This window comes from Mycobacterium sp. DBP42, assembly GCF_005924235.1.
Classification (GTDB): Bacteria; Actinomycetota; Actinomycetes; order Mycobacteriales; family Mycobacteriaceae; genus Mycobacterium; species Mycobacterium syngnathidarum.
In genome coordinates this window covers 383,224-408,393 of record NZ_VCMY01000001.1, presented here as the reverse complement: position 1 = coordinate 408,393, position 25,170 = coordinate 383,224, and the positions used below count along the sequence as shown (strand labels likewise).

The window sequence follows — 25,170 nt, the reverse complement described above, 5'->3', positions numbered from 1 at the left end:
GAATTCTCCTACGGCGTGTTTTGGCCTGTGGCCGAAGCGGTTTGCGTGACGACCATCCCGCGCGCCACCGGACCGAGGATCAGTTGCGTGGCCACCGTCGCGGGTTGTCCGGTGATCTCGCCCAACCGGTCGCGCTCGAGACCGCTGCCCACCGGGCCGACGTTGCCGCCGAACGAGGCGGGTGCCGCACTGCCGGGGACCGGCGGCGACGGGGTGACGCCAGGCGGGAGCGGCGGATACGGATCGGTCGGCGGCAACGTCGGCCCGGTGGGCAGCGGCGGCCCGGCCGCGATCAGGTTGCCGTTCTCCCCGATGACCGTCCCCGGCGGTGGCGCCAGATCCGGTGGCGGCTGGTAGTTCTGCGGCAGCAGGACTTCCGGGAGCTCAGACCGGACAGGGACCTCGGGTGCGGTGACGCAGCTCGGTCCGGCCAGCGCGCCGTAGCGCGGGCAATCGGCACGGGTGTAGGTGTAGGACGGCGTGAACGACAAGTTCACCCGGCCTCGTGGGGTATCCAGTTCGGAATCCCAGACCTGGGCGAAGAACGCGTCGGAGAACCGGGTCATCCGCTGGCTGATCGGCACGAAGTGCTGGGCGTTCTGTGCCAGTACCCCGAGCACCGGGGTCAGGTCCGTGGTGATGTGGACCAGCCGGTCGGTCTGATTGTGCAAGGCCTCCATGCTGGTGCCGGTGGTATGCGCGGACGCCGCCAGAAAATCCTCGAGGCTGCGTCGCTGCTCGACGAGGGTGCGCATCGGGCCGACCGCTTCATGCAAAGCATCGACCAGTTCTGGAGCCGTCTGCGACAGCCCGCGCGCAGCGGCGGACAACGCCGAAACCGTCGACGGCCCTTCATCTGTGGCGACGACGGCATTCAACTCGTCGATGAGCCGGTTGAGTTCGGCGGCCGAGGTCAGCAGTTGCCCGCGGCGGTTGTTGGTGGCTGCTGCCACCGCGGCCAGCAGGCCGATGGTGTGGTCGTCACGTCCGCGGCCGGCCGCGGCCAGGACGTCGCGCAGTTTGGAGATGGTGGTCTGGAACAACACCGTCGGCAGCGCCGTGTCCTCGGTGATCCGCTGGCCGTCGCGGATCGGACCCGACGAGTCGGCCGCGGTCTGAACCAACTGCAACGACGACACCGCGAAGGCATTACTGGGCACCACACGGGCGGTGACGCCAGACGGGATGCCCTGTGCATAAGCGGAATTCAATCGGATGTGCACACGGTTGGGCGCTTCCCCGGTGCCGGGCACGACACTTTCCACGGCGCCGACAAGGACGCCGCGGAATTTCACATCCGACCGGGTAGGCAGACCGTCACCGATGTTGCGCAATTCGGCCACCACATGCAGGTTGCGGTCGAACAGCCCGGTCGACTTGACCAGCAACGCCGAGACCACTACTCCGACCACCACCAGCGTGGCCGCACCACGCCGGAGCAGCTGCCTTCCGGTGAGATGGTTTCCGTCCAGATCAACCATGTCCGGCATGGTCAACCACCCAGCCTTGCACCGGAATTCACGCTCCACAGGGCCATGGTCAGCAGCATGTTGACGATGATCACCGCGGTGATGCTCGCCCGCATCGCATGTCCTGCGGCGATACCGACGCCCTCGGGGCCGCCGCCGGCGCAGAAACCGTAGTAGCACTGCACTGTCGCCGCGATCCAGACGAACACGACCGCCTTCACCGTCGAATACAGGATGTCGGTGCCACTGATCAGCAAGGTGAAGTAATGCAGGTACGGCCCGAGCGATCCGCCGCTGATCAACCCCACCATGATCTGGCACGACAGGTAGCAGATGCCGAGGCACGCGGCGTACAGCGGGATGATCGCGACGACCGAGGCCAACAGCCGGGTCGTGATGAGGTACGGGATCGGCCTGATGGCAAGCGAGTTCATGGCGTCGATCTCCTCGGAGATCCGCATCGAGCCGATCTGGGTGGTGAACCGGCAGCCGGCCTGGACGGCGAAAGCCAGGGCCGCCATGATCGGGGCCAGCTCGCGGGTGGTGACCAGCGAGGAGATGATCCCGGTTGCCGGGCCGAGCCCGAGCAGGTTCAGGAAGTCGTAACCCTCGACGGCGATCAGGGCACCGGTGGTGATGCCGAGAACCAGGATCACTCCGGCGGTCCCGCCGCCCACCACGATCGACCCGTTACCCCAGGTGATGTCGGAGACCAGCCGAAGGAACTCACGCCGGTACCGGCGAAGGGCCAGCGGTGCGCCGGTGAGGGCGTGTGACGAGAAAGCGACGAAATGACCGAAGCGCGCCACCGGCCGCGTCATCACGGGCTGAGTCATCTCCTGGGTCATCTCACAACCCCGTCCGAGGGAAGAGCATGGTGTAGAGCTGGCTCACGGCGACATTGACCGTCATCAAGACCAGAACCGATTCCACGACGGCCGCGTTGACGGCGTTGGCCACGCCGGCCGGACCCTGGGTGGCAGCGAGGCCTTTCTGGCAGGACACCACCGCGACGATCGCGCCGTAGACCGCCGACTTGAACAGCGCCAGCAGCATGTCACCGGTGGTGGCGAACGACGCGAAGGTAGCGATGAAACTGCCTGGCGCACCGCCCTGTACATAGACGTTGAACAGATAGCTGGACAGGAAGCCGACGAAGCACACCACCCCGGTCAGGGCGATACCGATGACGATCGCGGCCGCGAACCGGGGTACGACCAATCGCCGGACCACCGAGACGCCCATCACCTCCATCGCTGCCGTCTCCTCACGCATGGTCCGGCAGCCCAGGTCCGAGGTCATCGCCGCGCCGACCGCCGCGGCCAGCAACAGCGCCGCGACCAGCGAGGCCGCCTGCCGCACCACCGCCAGCCCGCTGGCGGCACCGGCCAGTGAGGTCGCCCCGACCTGCCCGGCCAGCAGCGCGAATTGGATCGACAGGGTGACCCCGATCGGCAACGCCACCAAGACGGTCGGCATCACAGCCGCACCGGCCATGAACGCGGCCTGCCGAACGAACTCGGCCCATTGAAATCGCCCGGTCATCAGGTCGGTGACGCAGAAACGGATCGTCGTCAACCCGAGTACCACCTGCTCGCCAACGGTGGCCAAGGCCGCCACCGGATGACGCCGCAGGTATCCCGCACCTACTTGGACAACACGGGAACTGGTGCCCCGCACTGTCATCTGACGAGTTCACGCTCCCCGGAACGTCCCAACCGGTCCAGCCGCGCCGTCGTCTCCAGCCGGCGCAACTTGCCCGACGAGGTCTTGGGAAGCCAGCCGGCCGGGACCACGTGCACCGCCCGTGGACTGATCCCGAGCTGCCGATAGACGCGATCGGCTATCTCGGCACGGATCCGCGCGGTCTCGGCGCTGTCGGAATGCAGCGCCGACTCGGCCACCATCGAGAACCCCTCTCCCGCGGCCGCGGTGGAAAGCCGCACTGCGGCAACACCTCCGGAGCGTACGCCGGCCACCCCGGACACGCTTCGCTCGATGTCCTCAGGATGGACGTTGCGGCCCGAGATGATCAAGACGTCCTTCTTGCGGCCACAGATGACCGGTTGGCCGTCGTCGGTCAGGTAACCGATGTCGCCGGTGCGAAACCATCCGTCGGAGTCGGTGACGGTCTCGATGCCGTCGGCGGTGCGGTATCCGCGGGTCACGTTGTCGCCACGGATCTCCAATTCCCCGATGCCGGGCGGCTCCACCACCGAGCCGTCTTCGGCCACCACCCGGATCTCACAACCCGGCAGCGGCGGCCCGAGCGCCACCCGTTGCGCCGCATCGCCTTGTCCGGCGACCAGATCAGGATGCGGTGCGCACACCCGGTATCCGTCGCCGGGGCGGACGAACGATACTCCCAGCGTCGCCTCGGCCATCCCGTAGGCCGGAACGATGGCATGTTTACGCAGGCCGAAGCGGGCCCCCTCGGTGGTCAACCGGTCCAGCGTCGCGACGTCGATCGCCTCGGCGCCACTGAGTGCAAACCGCAGCGTCGACAGATCGTAAGCGCCGTCGGCAGCTTTGCGGAGCCGGCGGGCCAAGACCGAGTAGGCGAAATTCGGTGCCGCGGTCATGGTTCCGCGATACCTGGTGATCAGCTCGGCCCACAGCAGCGGATCGGCGAGGAAGTCGACCGGGGTGACCTTCACGGTCGCGATGCCCAGGCACATCGGCGTGATCAGGTAACCCATCATGCCCATGTCGTGAAACAGCGGCAGCCAGCTCACCACCACATCGGTTTCGGCGTCGGCTGCCGAGGCGGCCGCCATCGCGACCAGGTTGGCCTCGATGTTGCGGTAGCTGATGGCGGCGGCCTTGGGCCGGCCGGTCGAGCCTGAGGTCAATTGCTGGAAGGCGATCGCGTCCTCATCCGACTCCACGATCTGTCCCGGTGGCCCGTCGAGCAGAGCGGGCAGCAGCACGGCATGTACCCCGGCGCCGGCCAATGCCTCGACGGCCGACAGGAACGGGTTGCCGACCACCACGGTGGAGGCGCCGATCGCCGACAGCGTCGGGACCAGCTCGGCGGCCCACTCCGCGATGTCGGTGCGGTGGGTCGGATGGTGCAGCATGGTCACGGCCGCACCGGACATCCAGATGCCCTGCACCAGCGGGGCGATTTCGCCTGGCGCACCGGCAAGTACGGCCACCGAGTCCCCGGGGAGCACCCCGGCGCGCTGCAGCCCTCCGGCGATGTCGCGGCCGGCCTGGTGCACCTGTGCCCAGGTGGCCGTCGTCAGCTGGTCGAGCAGCGACCGACCGTCGGTGTCGACCGGTGCCGTGCTGAGGCCCCGCGAGGTGATCTGCGTCCCGGCGTGCAGTCTGGACAGGACGCGGTTCACGGCTGTCCCGGCGGGTTGCCCACCGCGCTCATCGCACCGGAGCCCGCCAGCCTGCGGTTCTCCACGAGTTCGACCAGGGCACCGACGGTCTTGCACTCGAACACGTCGTCCTTGTTGAGGACCACACCGAATCGGTTCTTGATCTCCGACACCCCGAGGGCGAACGACAACGAGTCGAACCCCAGATCCCCGACCAGCTCCGAGAAATCGTTGACGTCTTCGGCGGGCAATTCGAGTTCGTCGGTGATGAACTCGATGAGGAATTCGCGTACTTCTGACACGGCCTGGCTACCTTACTTTCCGATCTTGCGGCGAATCACCATGTGAATGGGTATCTGGAGGAGGGCGAACATGCCCACGGCGACAAGGCATCCCGTGATGACGAGGCGGACGTCGAACTCGCCGTACATGATGGTCGACGCGGCCGCCACGATGTGGGAGAACGGGTTGAGGTTGATGCTGAACCGCAGCCAGTCCGACAGGAACACCGACGGCATGAGGGCCTGGCTGATGAACAGCACCGGCAGCGCCAGCGGCAGCATCGCCACCGGGGCCTGCGGGTTGAGTGTGCGCAGCGCCACCAGATAGAACAACGAGCTGTAAGCCGCCGACCACAGGAACATCAGTACGACCAGCATTGCGCCGGTGAGGATCCCGGCCCGCAGTGGAGCATCGAGGAAGGCCAGCAGGGTGATCACGATGACCGCCGCCGGCAGGATCCGGAACATCTCGAAACCGAACTTGGCCGCCATGATCTGACCGGTCGACACACCGTAGAGACGGAGTCGATCGGTGAAACCGGACCGGATCTCGTCGATCAGCGTGCCCGCTCCATACCCCGCCCCGAGCATCGGGATCAGCATGATCAGGCCGGGTGCGATGTAGGCGGTATACGACGACAGCGGGAATCCGGGAAGATCGGCGACCCGCTGGAACATCGAGCGCACGAAGATCACCAGGACAACGGGAAACACGATCGGGAAGATGAATCCGAAGACGGGCTGGCGCAGGCCCACCACGACATAGCGACGGAACAGCCGCAGGGTGTTCGACACAGAGTTCATCGGGTGGCCTCCAGAAACGCGTCGCGCAGCGAGGTCGACCGCACTTCGATGTCGGCCTGGTCCAGTCCGATTCGTTCCAGTTCGGCGCTGAGCTTGCCGAGCGCCGAGGCCGACGCCGAGTCGAGTGTGGTCGTCAGCGCGGTGTCGGTGGTGCGCTCGACCGCATAGCCGGCGACGGCCAATGCCTGCACCGAGTCGTCGGGTATCGCCACGTCCGACGAGATCGCCGCGACGAATCCGTGGCTTCTGGTGAATTCCTGGGTCGATCCGGATGCGACCAATGTGCCGTCCTTGATGATTCCGACTTCGTCGGCCAGTGAGACCGCCTCGTCCATGTCGTGGGTGGTCAAAACCACCGTGCGGCCCTGAGAACGCAGGGACCGGATGGCGTTCCAGACCTCTTGCTTGCCCTCGATGTCGAGGCCGCTGGACGGCTCGTCGAGGAAGAGCATCTTCGGGTCGTGCGCCACCGCCAGCGCCACGTCGACCCGGCGTCGCATACCACCCGACAACGCACCCACCTTGCGGTTGAGGTACTTGCCGAGGCCGAATTGCTCGACCAGTTCGTCCTCCCGTTGACGCCGTTGGTCTTTCGGCCAACCGGCCATCGCCAGGCTCATCCGGATCTGTTCGACCGGCGACATCCAGAGGTCGAGCGCCACCTCCTGCAGCGCCACGCCGATCAGCGGCCGGAGTGCATCGGTTTCGGCCACCGGGATGCCCAGCACCTCCAGCCGCCCACTCGTCGGTGCGAGCAGTGTCGTGGCCATGCGGATGGTGGTGGTCTTGCCCGCCCCGTTTCGGCCGAGCAGGCAGTAGACCACCCCGCGGGGCACCGTCAGACTGAGGCCGTCGACCGCACTGGTCTCCGCACCCGGATACGACTTGGTGACGTCGTCAGCGAGCAATGCCGGTGACGAATTGTCTTGTTTGGCTTCAGGCATGGGTCGTTCAATCTCCGACTCTGGGGAGGACGTGGCGTTCCAGCTGTTCGGTCAGGTGGATCCCCTGTGCGGTGAGATCCACGTCGAGAGCGGTGTAGAGCGGGAAGCTCCCGCCCTTGGGCGTCTCGTTGACCTGGTGGATGGTTCCGGTGCTCACCCCCGTCACGTCGAGATCGACCACGGTCCGGACCAGTTCGACGGGTTTGCCGCGCCAGGTGGCTTTCCGGGTTCCCTCCGAACGCACATTGCCGCTCACCGAGGCGCCGCCACCGCACGAGCCGGTCAGCTCACGCGGCTCACCGGTGCCGCCCAGGTCGATTCCGCCGTTCACCGCGCACTGCAGTGAGACACGGGAATCGAGCGGATTGACGATCGTGATGGCGTCCAGGGTGCCGGCCGCGGAGTCGCTGGGGCCGGTGGACACCATGCCGGTCTCGTACGGGAACCGATCACCGGAGTAGTACTGCTCGACCTGCAACTCGCCGCGGCGCGGCCCGGGACCGATGGTCAGCACCCCTGAGGTGGGCAGCGAGGTGGTCTCGTCGAGATAGGTCACCGAACCCGAAATCTCCAGTGGATAGGTCCCGTAGGGCGAATCGGCGCGTGGTTCGGCGGCTGGTCCGGCCGCGGCATCGGGATACTTCAGCAACGCGTAGGCGTGTCCCACCGGCCTTCCGGCCTCTTCGTTCACCGAAGCGCAGCCGGCCAGCAGAGCGGACCCGAGCACACACGCACCGGCAGCCGTCACGAATCCGTTCACCGTGCTGCGCCCGCCCCGGCGAGGGTCCGGTTCAGCCTGCGGTGCCGATGGCTGAAGAATGCAGACAGCACCCGGCTCATCACCTTGCCCCAGCCCGGGATCAGACCCATCGGCGCCTGGGGCGCCAGCGTGATCTCGTCGGTGACGATCGTCTTGTCCCCCAAGGGTTCCAGGGTGCGGTGATGCACCCAGATGCGCATGCCGGTCATGATCGACTCTTCACGGAACATCCGGCCGGGATCGATCCTGGCGATCGTGATGTCGTCGAACCCGAACGGCAGGATGCCGAACAACAGCAGAAAGCTCTTGCCGATGCGGGTGCCCGGCGTGACGTCGGCGATCGAGCGCCCCCGGAACTGACGCGGCATCGTCATCTTGAGATAGGGGCCCATCTCGTCGTTGATGCCTTCCTGGGTGGTGACGCGCTCCCACACCTGATCCACGGGGCAGTCGATCTCGCTGACCTTGCGGAAGACGTGTTCCTGCGTGTGAATTGATCGCATGTCGGTTCCTCTAATTGCTTGACGGGGAAAGGTCTCTGGCGGCATCTGCGACGAAGGACCCACTGATGTCGACGACGGCCGGCACGCTGTCGGCTCCGATGTAGTCGGGCATGATCTCGCCGATCTGGTGGATACGTGTCGGCAGCAGCTGGCTGTACCACTCGAACAGCGGCACCACGAGCGCGACGGTGACGTAGTCGACACCGTCGGCGGCCAGATCGCCGAAGAAGGCCTGCCAGATCTGCTCGATCATGCCGACCCTCCGGTGTTTCTTGAGTACTCCCTGGGTGGCCAGCTCGGCGATGCGCTCAGGCGCGATGTCTTCGAAGAACGAATTCCACTGCGGGTACAGAATGTTGCGACCGTCACGCAGCGTGCTGAAACTGTCCAAGCCCAGTTCGGCGTCCACCCGCAGACCTCGCAGCACTGCGACCGGTGCATCCCCGGAGTCCTCGCCGAATCCAACGAAGAACTCCGAAGACCGCTCCCACGGCCGGTAATGCACCATCTCACCGGCTGCGATATCCGACTCGCTCGCGTAGTCGTTCTCCAGCCCGAAGATGCGGTATTCCACGCCCTTCGCCCAGTTGAATCTCTCGTCACCCGGACGTACCCGGTCGACGCGAAGCAGACTCGTACTCATGCGTTCGTGAATTCCCTTCTGCGGGCCTGCAAGATCCGGTTGCCCTCGGTGGCAATGGCAGCGATCACCTCTGCGGCCGCCTCACGACCGACGAGAGGGTTGACGAAAGTCAGCTTGAGCGCCTGGGTGCCGCCCGCGGTGGAGCGGCCGATCACGGCACGCCCCGAATCAGCGAGGGCGATCCGGATTTCCTGGTTCACGTCGTCGCATTCGGCCTCGGTCAGGTCGGGATGCTGCCAGCGGACCACGACGGTGTTCGTCGCGACCGGAGCCACCAGGGTCAGCCCTGGCTGACCCCCGACCGCGCCGGCGGCCGCGGCTGCGGCCGCACACGTGGCGTCGATCATCTCGCCGATCCGCTGCCTGCCGAGGGCCCGCAGGGTCACGAACACCTTCAGCGCATCGAACCGGCGCGTCGTCTGAAGGGATTTCCCGACCAGATTGACCACGTCCTCGGCCGAATCCTGCAGCGGATTCAGGTAATCGGCGTGGTCGGCCAGGATGTCGAACGATTCGCTGCGACGTACCAGCAGCGCGCTGCAGCTGATGGCCTGGAACAGCAGCTTGTGAAAGTCGACTGCCACGGAGTCGGCCATCTCGATTCCACGAAGCAGGTGCCGGTGGGTGTCGCTGAACGCCAGGCAACCGCCCGCGCAGGCGTCGACATGGGTCCAGATCCCGTGCTCGCGCGCAATGGTGATCGCCTCTGGCAACGGGTCGATCGCGCCGAAGTCCGTAGTACCTGCGGTGAGTACCAGCGCGATGATCGCCGTGCCGTCCGCTGCGGCCCGATCGATACAGCCGACGAGACCGTCGACTCGCATGCGGCCGTCGGCGTCGGTCGGTACCTCGACCGCTGCACCCGACAGTCCGAGGATTCGCAGCGCCTGCCGCACCGAGAAGTGCGTCTGACGAGTGCACAACACCCGCCAGGAACCCGCCTCGACCGGTAGCCCCCCGGACACATCGGATCCGAATCGATCGCGGGCGAACAGGTCTCGGGCCATCAGCAGTGCCTGCAGGTTGGACTGGGTCCCCCCGCTGGTGAACGTTCCGTCGGCGCCGTCGTCGTAACCGAGCGTGACGCACAGGTCAGCGATGACCTTCTGTTCGACAGCCGTGGCCGCGGGCGCCTGATCGAACGAATCCAGCGACTGGTTGAAGGCGCTGACCAGGACCTCGGCCGCCAGCGACGACAGTGTCGGCGGGCAGTGCAGATGCGCCAGATAGCCGGGATGGGTGACCACGGCCGACCGCCCGGAGAGCAAACCGGCCGCCTCGCCCAGCGCACGTGGCAGCCCGATTCCCGCCGGGCTGTCGAGACTGAATTCGTCGACGGACTTGCCTATCTCGGCGTAACCGGCCACCAGTCCCGGCCGCGCCGGGTCCCGCAGCTCGGTCCCGGTCCAGATCGCTGCCAAGGTCAGTGCTTCGCGATAGCCGCTCAGTCCGGCGGGGGTGAGAAAGTCGCCCGCGAACGGGCTCGAATCGGTGGTCACTGGGCCCCCATCAGGATGCTGCCGGCAGGCCGTTGCCGCTGGACTTGGCGCACCGCGGAGTCGAACGCGGTCAGCGCGGCCGACATATCGGCTTCATCGATGGTCAGCGGCGGCAGGAAGCGCACCACATTCCCGTACTGTCCCCCGGTTTCGACGATCAAACCGTGCTCAAGGCAGGCCAGTTGTATCTGTCGCGCCAGTTCCGCGTCCGGTGCCGCGGCACCGTGTCGCCGCGGAAGCGTCGGCTCGACGATCTCGGCAGCCAGCATCAGCCCGGCACCCCGGACGTCGCCCACGATCTCGGATTGCGCCGCAACCGATTTCAATCCTTCGAGGAAGTCAGCACCCATCGCCTGTACGCGCTCGGACAGGCCGGTCTCGACAGCGAAGCGGATCACCGCGCTGGCCGCGGCGAACGCCATCGCGTTCCCGCGGAACGTACCGGTGAAGGCCCCGGGCTCCCACGCGTCATAGCGCTCCCGGATCACCAGCACCGCGATGGGCAGGCCGGAACCGAGGCCTTTCGAGATCACCATCATGTCCGGTTCGATGTCGCAGCGCTGAAAAGCCCAGGCCGGCCCGGTCCGGAACATCCCCGCCTGCACCTCGTCGGCGATCAGCGGAACATCCAGTCGGCTCGCCATGTCCCGCAATGCCTTACCCCACCGGTACGGGGCCGGGATCACTCCGCCCTCGCCCAGCACGAACTCCGCGAGGACCGAGGCCGGCGCGGTGACACCCGAGTGGGGTCGAGTCAGGTTCTCGACGGCCGCCACCGCCAGGTCGATTCCACCCTCCCCGCCAACCCCGAACGGGCACCGGTAGTCCTGGGGATACGGCACGAACGTGGCCCGCGGAGCCAGCACCACAGGCTGGCGGCGCAGCCCACCGCCCGAGCTGGCCGCCCGCGCCGCCCGGGTACACCCGTGGAAGCCGCCTTGCACGGCGATGTGTTCGCGTCCGCCGGTGGAGATCTCGGCGAGCATCAGGGCGGCCTCGATCGCGCCGGCACCGCTCGGTGAGCACAGGTGCACCCGTCCCTCACGCGCCAGCCCGGGCGGCAGGATGGACAGCAGATCCTCGACGAATCGCTCGCGGGTCGGGGTGTGGAAGTCGAGTGACTGCCAAGGTTCGCCCGATTCGAGGGTCTTGGCCACGGCCTCCCTGACCGCCGGATGATTCCATCCCAGGGACATCGCGCCGGCCGCGGCCAGGCAGTCGACGTACCAGCGACCGCCGGCGTCACGCAGCCGCGAACCGGCCGCCTCGACGGGCCGGATCGGCAACCGTCGCGAGTAGGTTGCCGCAGCCGAATCCCGCATCACAGCACCCCCCCGGCCGGCCGTGAACTGTCCGTACGTGGTTGCGCCAGAAGCCTTCTCAGCGACGTCGTGAGTGACCGATCCTCGGTCTGCCAGAAGCCGCCGTCGCTCGGGATCGCCCCGGCCAGGCGGCGGCGGGCCTTTCCGAGCTGGTGGTAGGGCAGTTTGGGGAACAAGTGGTGCACTGCATGAAACCGCAGCCCGAGCGGCGCCCACAGCTCTCCGACGATCGGCATCGACGGGTGGTCGATGGAATCGAGAATCTGTTCTGGGAACGTCATCCGCTCGTTGCGGCTCTCGTAGCGATGCGCAGCCAGCACCCGGACCCAGTTGACGAACAGCACCGCCGCGACGATCAGGTAGGCCTCGAGGAGACGCTTGGGCGAATACGCTCCGCCCACCGCCAGCGCCAGCATCACCGCGAGGTAGGCGAAGCAGGCGACCTCCTGCACCAGCCAGGACCGCGGCGTCCGGCCCTCGGGCAGCTTGCGGACAAAGTCCGCGTCGATCATCAGCGCCGAGGCCCGGGTCAGCACATAGGACCGGATACCCGGGACCAACCAACTCAACGGAGCCAACACCAGAAACCGCAGCACGAAGACCAGCGGACCCAGCAGCGCGGTGAACGGCAGCGCGATCACCCGCCAGCGAGGCTCGACCGCGTAGGGGACGTACTCACCGTCCTCGGCAGTGCCGTAGGTCCGCGACCCGTGATGGTCCTGGTGGAACTCGTAGGTGAATTGCGGGACCAGCAACGGAATTCCGCACACCACATGCCATGCCACCGAGAACCACCGCAATTCCTCGGGCGCATGGACGATTTCGTGGACGAAGAGCACTGCGCGGTAGAACGCCAACGCGGCGAGCACCATGCAGCCGATGGCCATCGGCGAGGCCAGACGGTCAACGGGACACAGGAAGAACGCGGTATAGCCGATCGCCACGCATACGGTGAGGTCAACCCAGTAGATCCACTGCCGGCGTGCGGCCAGATCGGCGACCAGAGATCGAGCCTCGGCCATCGAGATACCGAGCACGTCCCTGGAACCCGTCCCGACGGGTGTCTGACGGACATCACTGGTCATCGGGTGAACTCCGTGATCAATTCAGACGCGGACATCTGCGGAATGCCGAGCTCTCGCTCGGCCTTGCCGGAGGTGTAATACACATGGCGGGCCATCAACTCGACGTTCTCGGGCACCAGCGCATCGTCGTGACGCGCAGTGGCGGTCAGGTCGCGCACGACCCGATTCCCGGCTCCGGCAGCCCGGAACAAACCCATGGGCAGGGTACGAACGCGATGTTTCCGCCCAACGGCCTCGACGAGCAGCTCTGCGATCCGGCGGTAGCTCAGGTTGGCACTGGACAGGATGTAGCGCTCACCGGAGCCGCCCTTGACCATGGCCGCGGTAGCTCCGATGACGAAGTCGCGGGCCGAGCAGACCGCAGTCCCACCGGAGGGTACCGCCCGCAGCAGCCCGCGTCGCGCGGCCACCAACAGGCCCTGCCAGGATCGTGTCGGGCCGGAAGCCGGCGCGAAAACCGCTGCGGGATTGACCACCACGACGTCGAGCCCATCTTGGCCGAAATCGAGCATGACCCGCTCGCCGGTGCGTTTGGTCGCGGCATAGACGTTGTCGAGCACGGAGTTCCGGACATCGAACTGCTCGTCGGCCACCACGTCGTCAGGCGGATAGCCAATGGCGGCCGTCGAGGACACATGTACGACGCGCTGGACTCCATGGCGCAGCGCACTCTGCGCCACGTGGTAGGCGCCCAGGACGTTGACATTCCAGATGGAGTGGGCCAGACGGGAATTCGGTGAGGCGATGCCGGCCAGGTGATACACGTGCGAAATGCCACGCATGGCCGCGTCGACACTGGCCGCGGCGGTGACATCGGCCCGGACCACTTCGACATCACGGCCCCAACCCCCCGGTTGGGGCGCAGGGTCGTCGGGCCCAGCCATGACGGTGACCGCCTCGCCGTTGCCGACCAGCTCGGCGACCAGCGCACCACCCAGGTACCCGGCACCCCCGGTGACCAGGATTCGGCCGCCCATCACAGTGCCTTCTGGTAGACGCGGTGCCGTTTGTCCGGCTCGGTCTTCATCTGCGCGGCCAGGGAATTCGACCACACGTTGTCTTCGTGCACCCAGGTGGTCGCCACCGCTGAGTAACCGCTTCCGGTACTGGCCCGGACGATCTCGCCGGCCAGGATCCGGCCGATACCCGCCCCGAACTGGGTTTCGACGGCACCGATGAGGACGACGACCGCGGTGTCGACCCCACGGATGCGTCCTCGGCGCTTGGCTACGATGCGCGCCACCATCGACGGAGTGAGCCTCCCGGATTGTGCGGCGATCTCGTTCACGTCGGGCAGCATCAACAAGAACCCGACCGGTGTCCCGGCGGACTCGACGATCCGGACGAGGCGGGGGTCGATCAACGGCCGCATCTCGGCGGCCATGCCGGCGAACACTGCCCTGCTCAGCGGGACGTTCTCGGGATGGCGGGCGAAGGAGTCGTTGTAGAGGACCCGGAGAGTCTCCAGCTCGTTGTCGAAGTCCTTCATCCGAACGGACCGCACGGTCGCGCCCTGCGCGTCCATCACCGCGTCGGCCCGCCGGACCAGTCGGCGTTGGACGGTGCTGCCGGACCCCGTGGTCCAGCGGTAGGAGGCGCTGTCGAATTTCTTTCGGTAGCCGGCAGACTCGACGAGTTGCAGGTAATGCGGCGGGTTGTAGGGCTGCATGAGGGTTGGCGGGGTGTCGTAACCCTCGGCGAGCAGCCCTACCTCCTCGCGAGTCGAATAGCTATAGGGCCCGATCATCTTGTCCATACCGCGGCGGCGTGCCCAGTTCTCCGCGGTTTCCAGCAGTGCGTCGGCTACGGCCTCGTCAGCGACACTCTCGAAATGCCCGAAGAACGCGCAGTCGCCGTACCGCTTGACGTACTCGGAGTCAACGCTCGCCGATACCCGCCCGACTGGTTTTTCTCCCTGGTAGGCAACGAAGTTGGCGACCGTGACCTCGCGGTGCAGCGGGTTCTTCCTGGCATCCATCTTGTGCCGCATGGCCCGGCGCAGCGTCGGACGCCACCGGGCGTCACCTCGGTAGAGGTGCCACGGAAGGTCCACGAACCGTCTGGCCTCCGCGGGTGAGGTGACCTCACGGACGTCCAGCGAGGTTTTCAAGTCACTTGGCACGAACGATTCCCAGGTCATATGCGAGTTCCGGGTTGCCCTTGCTCTTCCAGAGCGCGCCGTCCATGTAGAAGTGATGCAGCACGAACATCAGCGGCACGGCGAAGATGACGGTGTCCAACTGCCCGGCGAGGATGCCCAGCAGGGCCAGACCTGCCACGTAGAACGGAAGCGCCTTGCGCGTCGAGAGCCGGGCCAGCAGCAGCTTCTTCTCGCTGGGGTCCTCCGACGCCGCGAACCGGGTGTTGTTCCGGGTCCAGTTGATCAGGTGGTACTGCAGGCTGTGCGTGGTGGTGGCGATCAGGATGAGCGCGAACAGGTCCGACACCAGCAGGTAGGACAGGTTGTAGGACAGCGTCGCGATGATGAAGGTGGCCACCGCCATGGCAGGCAGCGTGGTCTGCCCGTCGCGGCGCAGCTTGACCTGTTCGGCGACCGCCAGGGCCAGGAGCACGGCGGCGACCGCGTACGCGATCACGATGAGCACGCCGGGAATCGGCGGCACCGGCACACTCAGGTTCGAAAACGGCAACCGGTGGCCGAACACTTCGTACTCCGAGAAGTGCAGCCCGTGGCTGGCCCGGTAGAGAACCGGCGCCAGGCAGGTCGCATACAGCGCGTACTTCAGCCGGTTTCGCGGTCCCTTGTACCCGTTCTTCGATGCGTAGATGTTCATGATCCCGAAGTGCTGCTTGAGGACGTGAAAGACCTGCCAGTACGCCCAGATTGCCAACAACGGCACCAGCCAGCCACCGAACCAGAGCACTCCGACGATCGTCGCGACGACGGCGAAGCTCAGCAGATAGTGCACGCGGTACCGCGATCGCTCCCGGGGATCGAGCCATACCCGAACGGTCGTGGTCAGCACGTGCGGCAGGTCAGAAAGCAGCGAAAAGGCCACTGCTCCAACCAGAAACACTCCCTTGTGGCTTTCGGCTGCGAACAGGATCGCCGACAGCAGGGCGCCCAGACCGAAGACGAAGTAGATGTCGACCCGGCGACTGACGAACCAGCCCGGTTGGTGTTCGCCGTCTTTCGGTCGCGGCCGACGAGCGTCTGCGGCGACTCCGGCCGTCCCGGTGGACATTCCAGCGGCCATCCCAACCCCTCCTCGCGGCCCGACTGCGACCTTCTAATGAAAATGGTTATCGTTATCGACATAACGTAGGGTGGGCGACAGCTGCTGTCAACGCCGATTCCACCGGCGCTGACAAAATGTGGTGGCCGCCACACGGGCGCGGTAAACGCCTGCCCGAAACCGAGATTCGACGAGGAAACACAGCGTGACGGCAACGACCGGTGACGACGAACCCTGCCGGTCGGCACTATTTCATGTGATCCAAAAGGGCGCCCTCACTGCCGAAGTAGTCGTCGCGCCACCGCTCGAGCAATTCGCCGTGATCGATGTCATCCGGATGGAACCCGACGGCGAAGTACCGCCGGATCGAGGGGAAGACTCCGGCGAACAGCGGGGTGCGAGGTAGGGCGGCCATACTGCGCAGGGCGCGGACGGGATGCCGCCAGGCCCAGCTGTCCGACGCCACCGAGAACAGCAGCACCGCAGCTCTGGTGAGAAACAAGAACAGCACCGTGGCCATGGCGGCCCGGCGCATCCGCTCGGTTCCACCGATGTGCCGGTACACGTCGAAAGCGACCGCCTTGTGCTCCATCTCCTCGATCGCGTGCCAATTCAGCATGGCCCGGACCTCCGGGTCGGTCAGTTGCCGCTGGATCCACGGCGTTTCCAACACCTGGGCGCCGAGCACCGCGGTCAAGTGCTCCACGGCAGCGGTACACGCCAATGCGAACCTCGCGATACCGCTGGGCAGCCTGTCTCGTTGTCGCCCAAAGCTCTTGACCAGCTTGGTGCCGAGCCGATCGATGCCTCCCGTGGCCCAGTAACCCATCCCGATCAGTTCGCTGTTCAACGCGCGATGCTGCACACCGTGGGTTGTCTCCTGGCCGATGAAGCCCGCGACCTGCACCCTGAGCCACGGGTCGTCGATCTGGTCGCGGTAGCGGCGCACGGAGTGGATGAAGAACTCCTCCCCCGACGGAAAGAAACCGGACAGCAGCGCAACCAGGTGGCTCATCGCGATGTCGTCGGCGACGAAATGTCTGCGTGACGGTGATGCGGCGTTGAAGGTGAACGAGATCCGGCGAGTAGCAACCGCTTTCGCCGCGGGGTCGATACGGCCATTTCCCATGCGATCTCCTTCGGAAGACGAGCGCCACTCAGGTCTTATTGAAAATGATTTTCGACACGCCGTGATCGGCACTGTAGCGTGGAACCGCCAAGTTGAAAATGATTTTCAAAAACTCCAGGCCGCACCGGCCGCCACGGGAAGGTGTCCGCATGTCGCAGCAGGTCTACACCTGCGAACCGTTCACCGTCGCCATCTGCGCGCACTGCTCGTCGTCCGCTTCCCGATCGCCACTGTTGCCCATGTTGAGGAACGTGGTCCGGAGCTGTCCGCACGGGGTCCTGGTGAGCACACAATGTCTTTTGGGCACGTTCACCTGCGCGACCAGGGGCGCCGGCCTCAACCCGGTGCTCGTGCTGCAGCCTTGCTCGGCAGAGCGCGTCCCGAGTGCGGCCGCCATCTGGATCGGGCCGATAGGCAACGAAGCCGACGCACGAGATGCGTGCGGATGGATCGCAGCCGGCCAGTGGGACCGGGCAAACCTGCCCGAGCGCCTACGAGCCGATCGGAGCCTGGTCCGGGTGAGCGCTCACAACTGAGGCACCTTCCCGCGGCGCCTGCTGGTCGAGTTCATAACGGATCAGCCGGGCACTGTTGGCCACCACGGCAACCGATGACGCGTTGTGCAGCAACGCCGCGAGAACCGGCGAGAGCGCGCCACCGGCCCCGACGAGCAGACCGATGGCATTCACGGCGATCGACATCGCGTAGTTCTGCTGGATCACGTCCACCGCCCGACCACCGAGCGCCCGCACATCGATCAGTCGCCGCAGATCATCGCTGGCCAATGCCACATCCGCGGTCTCGACCGCGACATCGGTGCCACCGAGGCCCATCGCGATGCCGATGTCGGCCGCGGCAAGTGCGGGTGCGTCGTTGACCCCGTCGCCGATGACCGCGACGGTGTGACCCTCGCCGTGTAGTTCTCGCACCACTGAGAGCTTGTCCTCAGGCATCACCTCGGCGCGCCATTCGGTGATCCCGAGCTCATCGGCGACGGCGGCCGCAGCATCGGGATGATCACCGGTCAGCATCACCATCCGGCGGATACCGTTGGCACGCAACGTCTGCAGCACCGCGAGGGCTTCGGGCCGAATTTCGTCCCGCAACCCGATGAGGCCGACGAGTTTTCCGTCGACGGCCAGCAACAGGGGTGTCTCGGCACTCCGGCGAAGCTTGTCCACCCATTCCGACGCCCGCTTCGTCACGCGGACCTTCTCTTGCGCCAGCAGCGACGGACTGCCGAGCAGCAGTGTCCGCCCGTCGGCCCGGGTGCGCATACCCAGCCCGACGAGCACCTCACACTCCTGGTGGGGCGGTATCTCGATGTGTCGTTCCTTGGTCGATCTCAGTACGGCCTCGGCCAGCGGATGACGGGCATGGATCTCCGAGCTGGCTGCGTAGGCCAGGACCTGTTCGGGCTCCCAGTCCTTGTGGAAGGCAACCACATTGGTGACGATCGGGCGGCCGACGGTAAGCGTGCCGGTCTTGTCGAACACCATCGCGTCGACCCGGCCGGCCTCCTCGAGGTGTGAGCCGCCCTTGATCAGGATGCCGCGCCGGGCCCCGTTGCCGATGGCTGCGCTGATCGCCGTCGGCGTCGCCAGACCGACCGCGCAGGGGCAGGCCACCAGCAGCATCGTCATCGCACGACGCACGTCGCGGGTGACCACCAAGGTCAGCGCCGACAACAGGAAGGATGCAGGTACGAAGCGGCGCGAAAAGTTCTCGCCGACAGTCTGAATGGGGGCCCGATGCTGCTGGGCCTCCTCGACGCGGCTGATGATCCGGCCGATCGTGGTGTGACTTCCGACCGCCTCCGCGGTGATCACCAACCTGCCGCGGACAACCACCGAACCCGCATAGACCTTGCTCCCGATCGTTGCCGCCACCGGCAGGTTCTCACCGGTGATCGCCGACTGGTCGACGATGGCCTCTCCGTCGCTCACGACTCCGTCGACCGCGATCGCCACCTGCTCGTGGACCACCACCTCGTCCCCGACCCGGAGTCCGTCGATCGGCACCTCGACCTCGGTGCCATCGGCCAGCCGCAACCACACCGTGTCTTGAGTGCCCTGTAACAAGTTGGCGATCGCCCGGCGGGTGCGGCGCAAGGTCAGATCTTGCAGATACTCACCGATGTTGAGCAACCACAAGACCGTGAGCGCCACGACGTTTTCCCGGAGGACGAGACTGGCCACCGTGGCGGCCGAGACCAGAACGTCAGTGCCCGCACTGCGGTTTCCGGCCAGAGTCCGCAACGCGCCACGCAAGAACGGATAGCCGGTCACGATCGTCGCTCCGGTCGCGAACATCCGGCTCGTCGGCCCGAGCAATGGCGGCCTGGCGAAGACGTATCGCCGCACCCCCAGCAGCGCCAGCGCCAGAGCGCCGAGCGTCATTCGCAGGATGTCGCCGTTGTGGATGTCCGCCGATCGGGGCGTTCGAACCGGGACCAGGTGCCGGGCCACCTCGGCGGCCGTCGATATCGCCGCGATCACCTCGTCCCGGTCGCAACGTTTCGGCGAGTACCACACCACCACCGACGCCGTCCGCGGATAGGCGTGGACCGCCCGCACCCCCGGCACCTGGTCGACCGCGTCCTCGATGGCAACCGCGCGCACGGCATCACCGCGGAACCACGGCGCATGCACGCGCATCCGCCCCGCAGCGTCGGATACGACCGCGAGCGTGCTCACGTGCTCAGTGGTCGTGCGAATGGCCGGCGTCGGCAACGGCTGGTGGCGGCACTTCCTCGCCGACCCGCTCCCGGGCCTCGGCCATCACGTCGGCGACTTTCAGCCGGGCCGCCTCAGCGCCTTCCTCGGCTTTTCGCGCACCCCGCAATGCCCACGCGGTCGTGGTCACCGCAGCTTCCCGAACCGGCGCTTTCGCGACCGCCTTGCGCAAACCTTCGTACGCCGCGGCCCCAACAGCACCGGTGACGACCGTTGTCGCTGCCTTTGCCAGCAAGCCATGCCACACCATCTGCCCAGCCTAGCCCCACCGATTGAAAATGATAGTCATTCGCATCCCGCCCGGCTGAGCCCCAACCGTGGCTGGCATCATGGCCGCCGTGGCCATGACATCGGCAGCATTGCGCCGGCGGCCGACATCGATGCAGGTGCTGGTGGTCGGCATCATCGCATTGGCCCTGGCGGGCAACGCCATGCGCAGCTTCGTCGATGGCACGCCCGATGTCGCGACGGCCGCGACGGCCGCGACGGTGTTCTGCGGGGTGTTCGTGCAGGCGCTGCCTTTCTTGGCGCTCGGCGTGATCATCAGCGGACTCATCGCTGTGTTCGCCACACCGGACCGCCTGGCCAGATGGCTGCCGCAGCGCACCGGCGCCGCCATTGTGACCGCGGGTATCGGTGGTGCGGCCCTACCCGGGTGCGAATGCGGGTCGGTTCCGGTGGCGCGCAGGCTCTTCGGGGATGGGACTCGCGACGACGCCGTCGGCGCGGCGGCCCTGACCTTCATGCTCGCCGCACCGGCGATCAACCCTGTGGTCCTGGTGGCGACGGCCGTCGCCTTCCCCGGCCACCCGCAGATGGTGGCTGCCCGCTGTGTGGCATCGCTGTGCACCGCGCTGATCATGGGGCTCGCGTGGGCCCGGTTCGGCCGCCCGGAATGGATCACCCGCCGACTGCCGCGGCCGCATCACAGTGACGGTTCGAAGTGGCTGGTGTTCACCGAAGCGGCCCGTCACGACTTCCTGTCCGCCTGCTCATATCTGGTTGTCGGGGCCGCGGCCGCGGCAGCCCTGCACGTAGTCGTCCCGGGCTGGGTGTACGAGCATCTGGCCGGCCAGTTGATCCTCGGCGTGATCACGATGGCCGTGCTGGCCGTGGTGCTCGCATTGTGCTCGGAGGCCGACGCTTTCGTGGCAGCCAGCCTCACCATGCTGCCGCTGCTGCCGCGGCTGGTGTTCCTGGTGGTCGGCCCCGCGGTGGACATCAAGCTGTTCGCCATGCAGGCCGGCATGTTCGGCCGGGCGTTCGCCGTCCGCTTCGCACCCGCGACGTTCCTGGTTGCCACCATGGTGGCGACCGGTGTCGGACTACTGATCCTGGGACCGCAGTGAGCCGGGAAACCGAGAACGCCCTGCTACTGCTGATCGGGGTCAGCACCGCGATCATCACCGTGACCGGCGCCTTCACCCGGTACGTCAAACCGTCCCTGCTCCCGTACCTGGCTGCCACGTCGGTGCTGCTGATCGGGCTCGCCCTGGCATCGATCGTCGCCGACATCCGCCACGGCGGCGGCGAGGAACACGCCCACCACGACCACGCCCACCGCCGGGGCACAACCTGGCTGCTGCTCGTACCGATCGCCCTCCTGGCGTTCGTCGTGCCACCGGCGATCCGCCCTCAGGCCGCCTCGGTGTCCGAGGTGTCCACCGATGTGCTGCGGCGCGCGTTTCCGCCGCTGCCCGACGGCCGGGCTCCGGAAATCTCACTGCCCGACGTGCTTACCCGGATCGCGCAAGACAGCGCGGGCACCCTCGATGGCCGCACCGTGACCGTCTCCGGGTTCACGATGCGTGACGGTGACCGCACAGATCTGGCCCGCGTGGTGATCATCTGTTGCGCCGCCGACGCCCAACTCGCCCGTATCCACCTCGCCGGGCCGGCCGCCGCCCAGCTGGCCGGATATCCGGAGAACACCTGGATCAAAGTCGAGGGCACGATCCCTGCGGGACAAAGCGATTCGAGCAGAGGCAGCATTCCGACGATGACGGCACTGAGCGCCGTGCGCACCGACCCGCCGAAGCAGCCCTACGCCTAGCCTCGTGGCCTCGTCAGCGCGCAGTCACCACAGTTCGACCCGCCTGGCACCCGGTAGTACAGGCAGCAACTGCGGCGACGAAAGGTCAGGCCGGCCAACTCCCCCGTCCCCGCGAGCTCCCCGGTGGTCAAGAGGGTTTCGGTGAGATCGCGGGCCTCGTCGCGCAATTCCGGCCGGATCCGGGACAGCTCGTGGGCCGCGGCGACCAACGCCGCCGCGGCATTGCCGTACAGCAGTCGCGGCGACATCTTGACCCGCAGTCCGGCCGCCAGCGGCTCGAGGTGGTCGGTGATCACCCGCTGGTACAACTGCAGTGGCAGTGGGCCCTCGACAGGAGCGCCCACCGGGCCAGGCAACCGGAGATCGGTACGGGAGGCATGACGCTGCAGGTCGGTGAGATCGGGAAGTACCCGGTACACCAGCGCACCGGCCAGCAGCGGTGACCAAAGCCGTGAAGCATGGCTGAACTGGACCAGAGAGGCACCGATGCGCAGATCCGGCGTGCCGTACCCGGCGCTGGTCTTGGCGACGAGATCGGCGCAACCCTCGTCATAACAGCGCTGCACCGGAACCCAGCCGGCCGGATTCCCACCCACGGTGATCGCGAAAAACCCTCCGTATGAGGTGATCTCGGCAAGCTGGGTCTCGATGTTCACAGCCGGGCCACCGCTCTGGGGGCGACGGTGACGCGTGGCCTGCCGGTATCGGCATCGGCATCGATCCGGGCCTCGACGCCATACACGTCGCCGAGCAGATCGACGGTGAGAACCTGCCCGGGCTCGCCCACCGTGACCAGCCGGCCCTTGTCGAGGACACAGATCCGATCGCAATACGCCGCGGCGAGGTTCAGGTCATGCAAAGCGGCGACCACCGTGGCGCCGGTATCCCTCAGCAACTGCAGAGCCTCGTGCTGGTGCCGCAGGTCCAGGTGGTTGGTCGGTTCGTCGAGCACGATCACACCGGTGCGTTGCGCCAGGGCACGGGCGATGAGCACCCGTTGCTTCTGTCCTCCCGACAGCCGGCTGTAGTCGGCGCCGCTCAGCTCGGCGATGTCCAGTGCGGCCAGCGCCGCGTCGATGATCTCGACGTCCTCGGAGTTGTCGGCCTCGAACGATCGTTTGTACGGTGTGCGACCCATCGCCACCATGTCGAACACGGTGAGCTCGAAATCGCCGGTGGCTTCCTGCAATACCGCCGCGACCCGACGGGCGGCCCGCTTTCCCGGCAGCGTCCAGATGTCGGCGTCGCCGACCAGGACGCGTCCGGCACTGGGCCGCTGAGCCCGGTACAGCGTGCGCAGCAGGGTGGTTTTGCCCGCTCCGTTGGGGCCGACCACGGCCAGCATCTCCCCCGAACCGACCGACAACGAGACATCGGTGATCAAGGACTTGGCGCGCACGGACACCGAGACCGACTCGAACGAAACTGGCGTCATGCCTGTGCCTTCCGCCGCATCAACCATAGGAAGAACGGTCCGCCGACGAGCGCGGTGAGAATCCCGACCGGCAGTTCCTCGGGTGCGGCCACGGTACGGGCCACGATGTCGCAGAGTACGAGAAACGCCGCGCCCAGCAATACGACGGCGGGCAACGCCCTGCGGTGATCGGCGCCGACCACCAGACGCACCACGTGCGGCATGATCAGCCCGACAAAGCCGATGGTGCCGCTAACCGCCACCATCGCCCCCACCATCAGGGCCACGACGACGAACATCGCCGCCCGGAACCGGTGCACCTCCAGCCCGAGCGACGCGGCCGCCTCTTCACCGGTGTAGAGCAGGTTCAGCGGTCTGCTGGCCGCCAAAAGCACCAGAACACCGACGAATACGGCCAGCGCAGGAATCCAGACCATGCGCCAGGTGGTTCCGCCCAGGCCTCCGAGCATCCACCGGACGGCCGACTGCGCCTTGTGTGGATCATCGGAGGTGACGATCACCAGGCTGGCCAATGCCGACAGCACCTCGGCCACCGCGACGCCGGCCAAGATGAGCCGCACCGTGGTCATCCGCCCGCCCGAACGGGCCAAGAAGTACACCGCGACGAGCGCGAGGAACCCTCCGACGAAAGCCGCCAGCGGCAAGGTGACCACCTGGAGTGCGCCCGCGCCGAGAACCAGTATCGCGACCGCCCCGACCGATGCTCCCGAGGAGACGCCCAGCAGCATGGGGTCGGCGAGCGGGTTGCGCACCACTGCCTGCAGGGCCATGCCGCAGGCCGCCAGGCCCGCACCGACCACCGCACCCAGCACCACCCGGGGCAGCCGGGCGTCGATCACGATCGACTCGCGCACCGCGGGCCAGCTCTGTTCGGCCAGTACCGGGTGGATGGCGTGCACGACGATGGCCCAGACCTGCTGCGGCGGGATCGACACCGACCCGGCCGCGACGCCGGCGGTCATCGACGCCAACAGCAGTGCCACGAGCGATGCGATGACCAAGCGGTAGCGGGTCACCAGAACCGGTCCGGGTGCAGCTGCCTGGCCAGGGCGTCCACCGCCTGACCGACCCGCACCCCGACCACGACCGAGGACAACGGAAGGACCGCGAACCGCTGCTGTTGCACTGCCGGAACATGCTGCAGCAGAGGATGTTCGGTCAGGAATCGCTTCTTGTCCGCGACGGGTTGATCGCCGTAGTCGTAGATCAAGATGGCTTCGGGTGCGCGTTCGGCGAACTGCTCGAACGACACGTCGCCCCACACCTTGGGAACATCGGCAAACAGGTTGACTGCACCGGCCGCCTCGATCATCAAGTTGCCGATGCCCTTGCCGCCAGAGGTGAAAACCGTCGCCTCACCGCTGTCATAGACGGCCACCCGAACCGGTCGGACTCCGCGCACCTTGTCGCCGGACAGCGCGAGCTCGCGGTGCAGCTTCTCGATCTGCCGCTCGGCGCGGTCCTGGACACCGAAGATCGTTCCGACGTCGCGGATTTCGTCATCCACGGTCGTCAGGCTGACCGGGTGGTCCAGGCAGTCCTCGATGTTGAGCCGGGTGGGAATCCCGGCATCGGCCAGCCGTTGCCTGCCGCGCCCCTCCTTTTCGTCGAAGGCACTTTCCCACCCGCCGTAGACGAAATCGGGTTCCACGGCCAGCAGGGATTCATAGGACGGGTACTCCTCGGCCAGCACCGGCACGCTGTCGTACGCAGCCTGATACTCGGGCAGGATGCGGTCATCGAGATAAGACGTACCGACCATGGAGTTTTCCAGGCCGAGCGCCAGTAGCGTCTCGATCGCATGCTGGTTGAGGGCCACCGCCCTGGCCGGCGGACGGTCATAGGTCGTCGTCACACCGCAGTTGTCGACGGTCACCGGATATCCGGCCGCTGCCGCATCGGTGTCGGGTGCGGGGGTCGAGGCGCATCCCGATACCAGTAGCACCGACGCCAGACCGGCGAACAACCAACGAACAGCCATG

Annotated in this window: 26 protein-coding genes; 2 read left to right on the top strand and 24 right to left on the bottom strand. The window is 66.7% G+C overall.

Features of this window, described 5'->3' with window-relative positions:
- Window positions 1–8: 8 nt before the first annotated feature.
- From E0T84_RS02070 to E0T84_RS01975, 20 genes are all read right to left on the bottom strand, one after another.
- Window positions 9–1,490: an MCE family protein gene (locus tag E0T84_RS02070; RefSeq protein WP_171054854.1), complete on the bottom strand. Its 1,482-nt coding sequence runs from the start codon at window positions 1,488–1,490 to the stop codon at window positions 9–11.
- A 2-nt stretch (window positions 1,491–1,492) separates the two neighbouring features.
- Window positions 1,493–2,317 carry an ABC transporter permease gene (locus E0T84_RS02065; protein WP_234998426.1) on the bottom strand — a complete coding sequence of 275 codons (825 nt, stop codon included), beginning with the start codon at window positions 2,315–2,317 and terminating at the stop codon, window positions 1,493–1,495.
- A 1-nt stretch (window position 2,318) separates the two neighbouring features.
- Window positions 2,319–3,155, bottom strand: a complete 837-nt coding sequence (locus E0T84_RS02060; protein WP_070187776.1) for an ABC transporter permease — start codon at window positions 3,153–3,155, stop codon at window positions 2,319–2,321.
- The gene (locus tag E0T84_RS02055; protein ID WP_138743613.1) at window positions 3,152–4,819 is read right to left on the bottom strand and encodes a fatty acyl-AMP ligase; all 1,668 of its coding nucleotides are present in this window, start codon (window positions 4,817–4,819) and stop codon (window positions 3,152–3,154) included. The genes E0T84_RS02060 and E0T84_RS02055 overlap by 4 nt, the downstream gene beginning before the upstream one ends.
- The gene (locus tag E0T84_RS02050) at window positions 4,816–5,100 is read right to left on the bottom strand and encodes an acyl carrier protein (RefSeq protein ID WP_070187774.1); all 285 of its coding nucleotides are present in this window, start codon (window positions 5,098–5,100) and stop codon (window positions 4,816–4,818) included. Before E0T84_RS02050 ends, E0T84_RS02055 begins: the two co-directional genes overlap by 4 nt.
- 12 nt (window positions 5,101–5,112) lie before the next feature.
- On the bottom strand, window positions 5,113–5,883 hold the full coding sequence (locus E0T84_RS02045; protein WP_070187773.1) for an ABC transporter permease: 771 nt from the start codon (window positions 5,881–5,883) through the stop codon (window positions 5,113–5,115).
- On the bottom strand, window positions 5,880–6,827 hold the full coding sequence (locus E0T84_RS02040) for an ABC transporter ATP-binding protein (RefSeq protein ID WP_138743612.1): 948 nt from the start codon (window positions 6,825–6,827) through the stop codon (window positions 5,880–5,882). The genes E0T84_RS02045 and E0T84_RS02040 overlap by 4 nt, the downstream gene beginning before the upstream one ends.
- 7 nt (window positions 6,828–6,834) lie before the next feature.
- Entirely contained in the window at window positions 6,835–7,575 is a 741-nt protein-coding gene (locus E0T84_RS02035) for a hypothetical protein (protein WP_171054853.1), read from the bottom strand.
- An 8-nt stretch (window positions 7,576–7,583) separates the two neighbouring features.
- Window positions 7,584–8,090: a hypothetical protein gene (locus tag E0T84_RS02030; protein WP_070187771.1), complete on the bottom strand. Its 507-nt coding sequence runs from the start codon at window positions 8,088–8,090 to the stop codon at window positions 7,584–7,586.
- A gap of 10 nt (window positions 8,091–8,100) precedes the next feature.
- Window positions 8,101–8,733, bottom strand: a complete 633-nt coding sequence (locus E0T84_RS02025) for a hypothetical protein (RefSeq protein ID WP_070187770.1) — start codon at window positions 8,731–8,733, stop codon at window positions 8,101–8,103.
- Entirely contained in the window at window positions 8,730–10,232 is a 1,503-nt protein-coding gene (locus E0T84_RS02020; protein ID WP_138743610.1) for an aspartate aminotransferase family protein, read from the bottom strand. Before E0T84_RS02020 ends, E0T84_RS02025 begins: the two co-directional genes overlap by 4 nt.
- Window positions 10,229–11,554, bottom strand: coding sequence for an aminotransferase class III-fold pyridoxal phosphate-dependent enzyme (locus E0T84_RS02015; RefSeq protein ID WP_138743609.1), 1,326 nt, complete (start codon window positions 11,552–11,554; stop codon window positions 10,229–10,231). The genes E0T84_RS02020 and E0T84_RS02015 overlap by 4 nt, the downstream gene beginning before the upstream one ends.
- Window positions 11,554–12,639 (bottom strand): fatty acid desaturase, encoded by a 1,086-nt coding sequence (locus E0T84_RS02010; protein ID WP_138743608.1) that lies wholly within the window; start codon window positions 12,637–12,639, stop codon window positions 11,554–11,556. Before E0T84_RS02010 ends, E0T84_RS02015 begins: the two co-directional genes overlap by 1 nt.
- Window positions 12,636–13,616, bottom strand: a complete 981-nt coding sequence (locus tag E0T84_RS02005; protein WP_138743607.1) for an NAD-dependent epimerase/dehydratase family protein — start codon at window positions 13,614–13,616, stop codon at window positions 12,636–12,638. The genes E0T84_RS02010 and E0T84_RS02005 overlap by 4 nt, the downstream gene beginning before the upstream one ends.
- Window positions 13,616–14,629, bottom strand: a complete 1,014-nt coding sequence (locus E0T84_RS02000; RefSeq protein ID WP_371725683.1) for an N-acetyltransferase — start codon at window positions 14,627–14,629, stop codon at window positions 13,616–13,618. Before E0T84_RS02000 ends, E0T84_RS02005 begins: the two co-directional genes overlap by 1 nt.
- 121 nt (window positions 14,630–14,750) lie before the next feature.
- Window positions 14,751–15,845: a hypothetical protein gene (locus tag E0T84_RS01995; RefSeq protein ID WP_138743681.1), complete on the bottom strand. Its 1,095-nt coding sequence runs from the start codon at window positions 15,843–15,845 to the stop codon at window positions 14,751–14,753.
- A gap of 238 nt (window positions 15,846–16,083) precedes the next feature.
- Window positions 16,084–16,965 (bottom strand): metal-dependent hydrolase, encoded by an 882-nt coding sequence (locus tag E0T84_RS01990; RefSeq protein WP_138743605.1) that lies wholly within the window; start codon window positions 16,963–16,965, stop codon window positions 16,084–16,086.
- Window positions 16,966–17,128: 163 nt separating this feature from the next.
- Window positions 17,129–17,254 (bottom strand): hypothetical protein, encoded by a 126-nt coding sequence (locus tag E0T84_RS32555; RefSeq protein WP_255740044.1) that lies wholly within the window; start codon window positions 17,252–17,254, stop codon window positions 17,129–17,131.
- Between the two features lie 202 nt (window positions 17,255–17,456).
- On the bottom strand, window positions 17,457–19,622 hold the full coding sequence (locus E0T84_RS01980; RefSeq protein ID WP_249383551.1) for a cation-translocating P-type ATPase: 2,166 nt from the start codon (window positions 19,620–19,622) through the stop codon (window positions 17,457–17,459).
- A gap of 43 nt (window positions 19,623–19,665) precedes the next feature.
- Window positions 19,666–19,950, bottom strand: coding sequence for a DUF1490 family protein (locus tag E0T84_RS01975; protein ID WP_070187760.1), 285 nt, complete (start codon window positions 19,948–19,950; stop codon window positions 19,666–19,668).
- A gap of 79 nt (window positions 19,951–20,029) precedes the next feature.
- Between E0T84_RS01975 and E0T84_RS01970 the strand changes: the two genes are divergently transcribed.
- Complete coding sequence (locus E0T84_RS01970) at window positions 20,030–21,049, top strand: permease (protein ID WP_249383541.1); 1,020 nt, start codon at window positions 20,030–20,032, stop codon at window positions 21,047–21,049.
- Window positions 21,046–21,753 (top strand): TIGR03943 family protein, encoded by a 708-nt coding sequence (locus tag E0T84_RS01965; RefSeq protein ID WP_138743602.1) that lies wholly within the window; start codon window positions 21,046–21,048, stop codon window positions 21,751–21,753. The genes E0T84_RS01970 and E0T84_RS01965 overlap by 4 nt, the downstream gene beginning before the upstream one ends.
- Here E0T84_RS01965 and E0T84_RS01960 read toward each other — a convergent pair.
- The 4 genes from E0T84_RS01960 to E0T84_RS01945 are packed head-to-tail and all read right to left on the bottom strand — an operon-like array spanning window position 21,750 to window position 25,169.
- Complete coding sequence (locus E0T84_RS01960; RefSeq protein ID WP_138743601.1) at window positions 21,750–22,409, bottom strand: (2Fe-2S)-binding protein; 660 nt, start codon at window positions 22,407–22,409, stop codon at window positions 21,750–21,752. The two genes, E0T84_RS01965 and E0T84_RS01960, sit on opposite strands and share 4 nt — an antisense overlap.
- On the bottom strand, window positions 22,406–23,188 hold the full coding sequence (locus E0T84_RS01955) for an ABC transporter ATP-binding protein (protein ID WP_138743600.1): 783 nt from the start codon (window positions 23,186–23,188) through the stop codon (window positions 22,406–22,408). Before E0T84_RS01955 ends, E0T84_RS01960 begins: the two co-directional genes overlap by 4 nt.
- Window positions 23,185–24,204, bottom strand: coding sequence for an iron ABC transporter permease (locus E0T84_RS01950; protein WP_249383540.1), 1,020 nt, complete (start codon window positions 24,202–24,204; stop codon window positions 23,185–23,187). Before E0T84_RS01950 ends, E0T84_RS01955 begins: the two co-directional genes overlap by 4 nt.
- Window positions 24,201–25,169, bottom strand: a complete 969-nt coding sequence (locus E0T84_RS01945) for an ABC transporter substrate-binding protein (protein ID WP_138743599.1) — start codon at window positions 25,167–25,169, stop codon at window positions 24,201–24,203. Before E0T84_RS01945 ends, E0T84_RS01950 begins: the two co-directional genes overlap by 4 nt.
- Window position 25,170 lies beyond the last annotated feature (1 nt).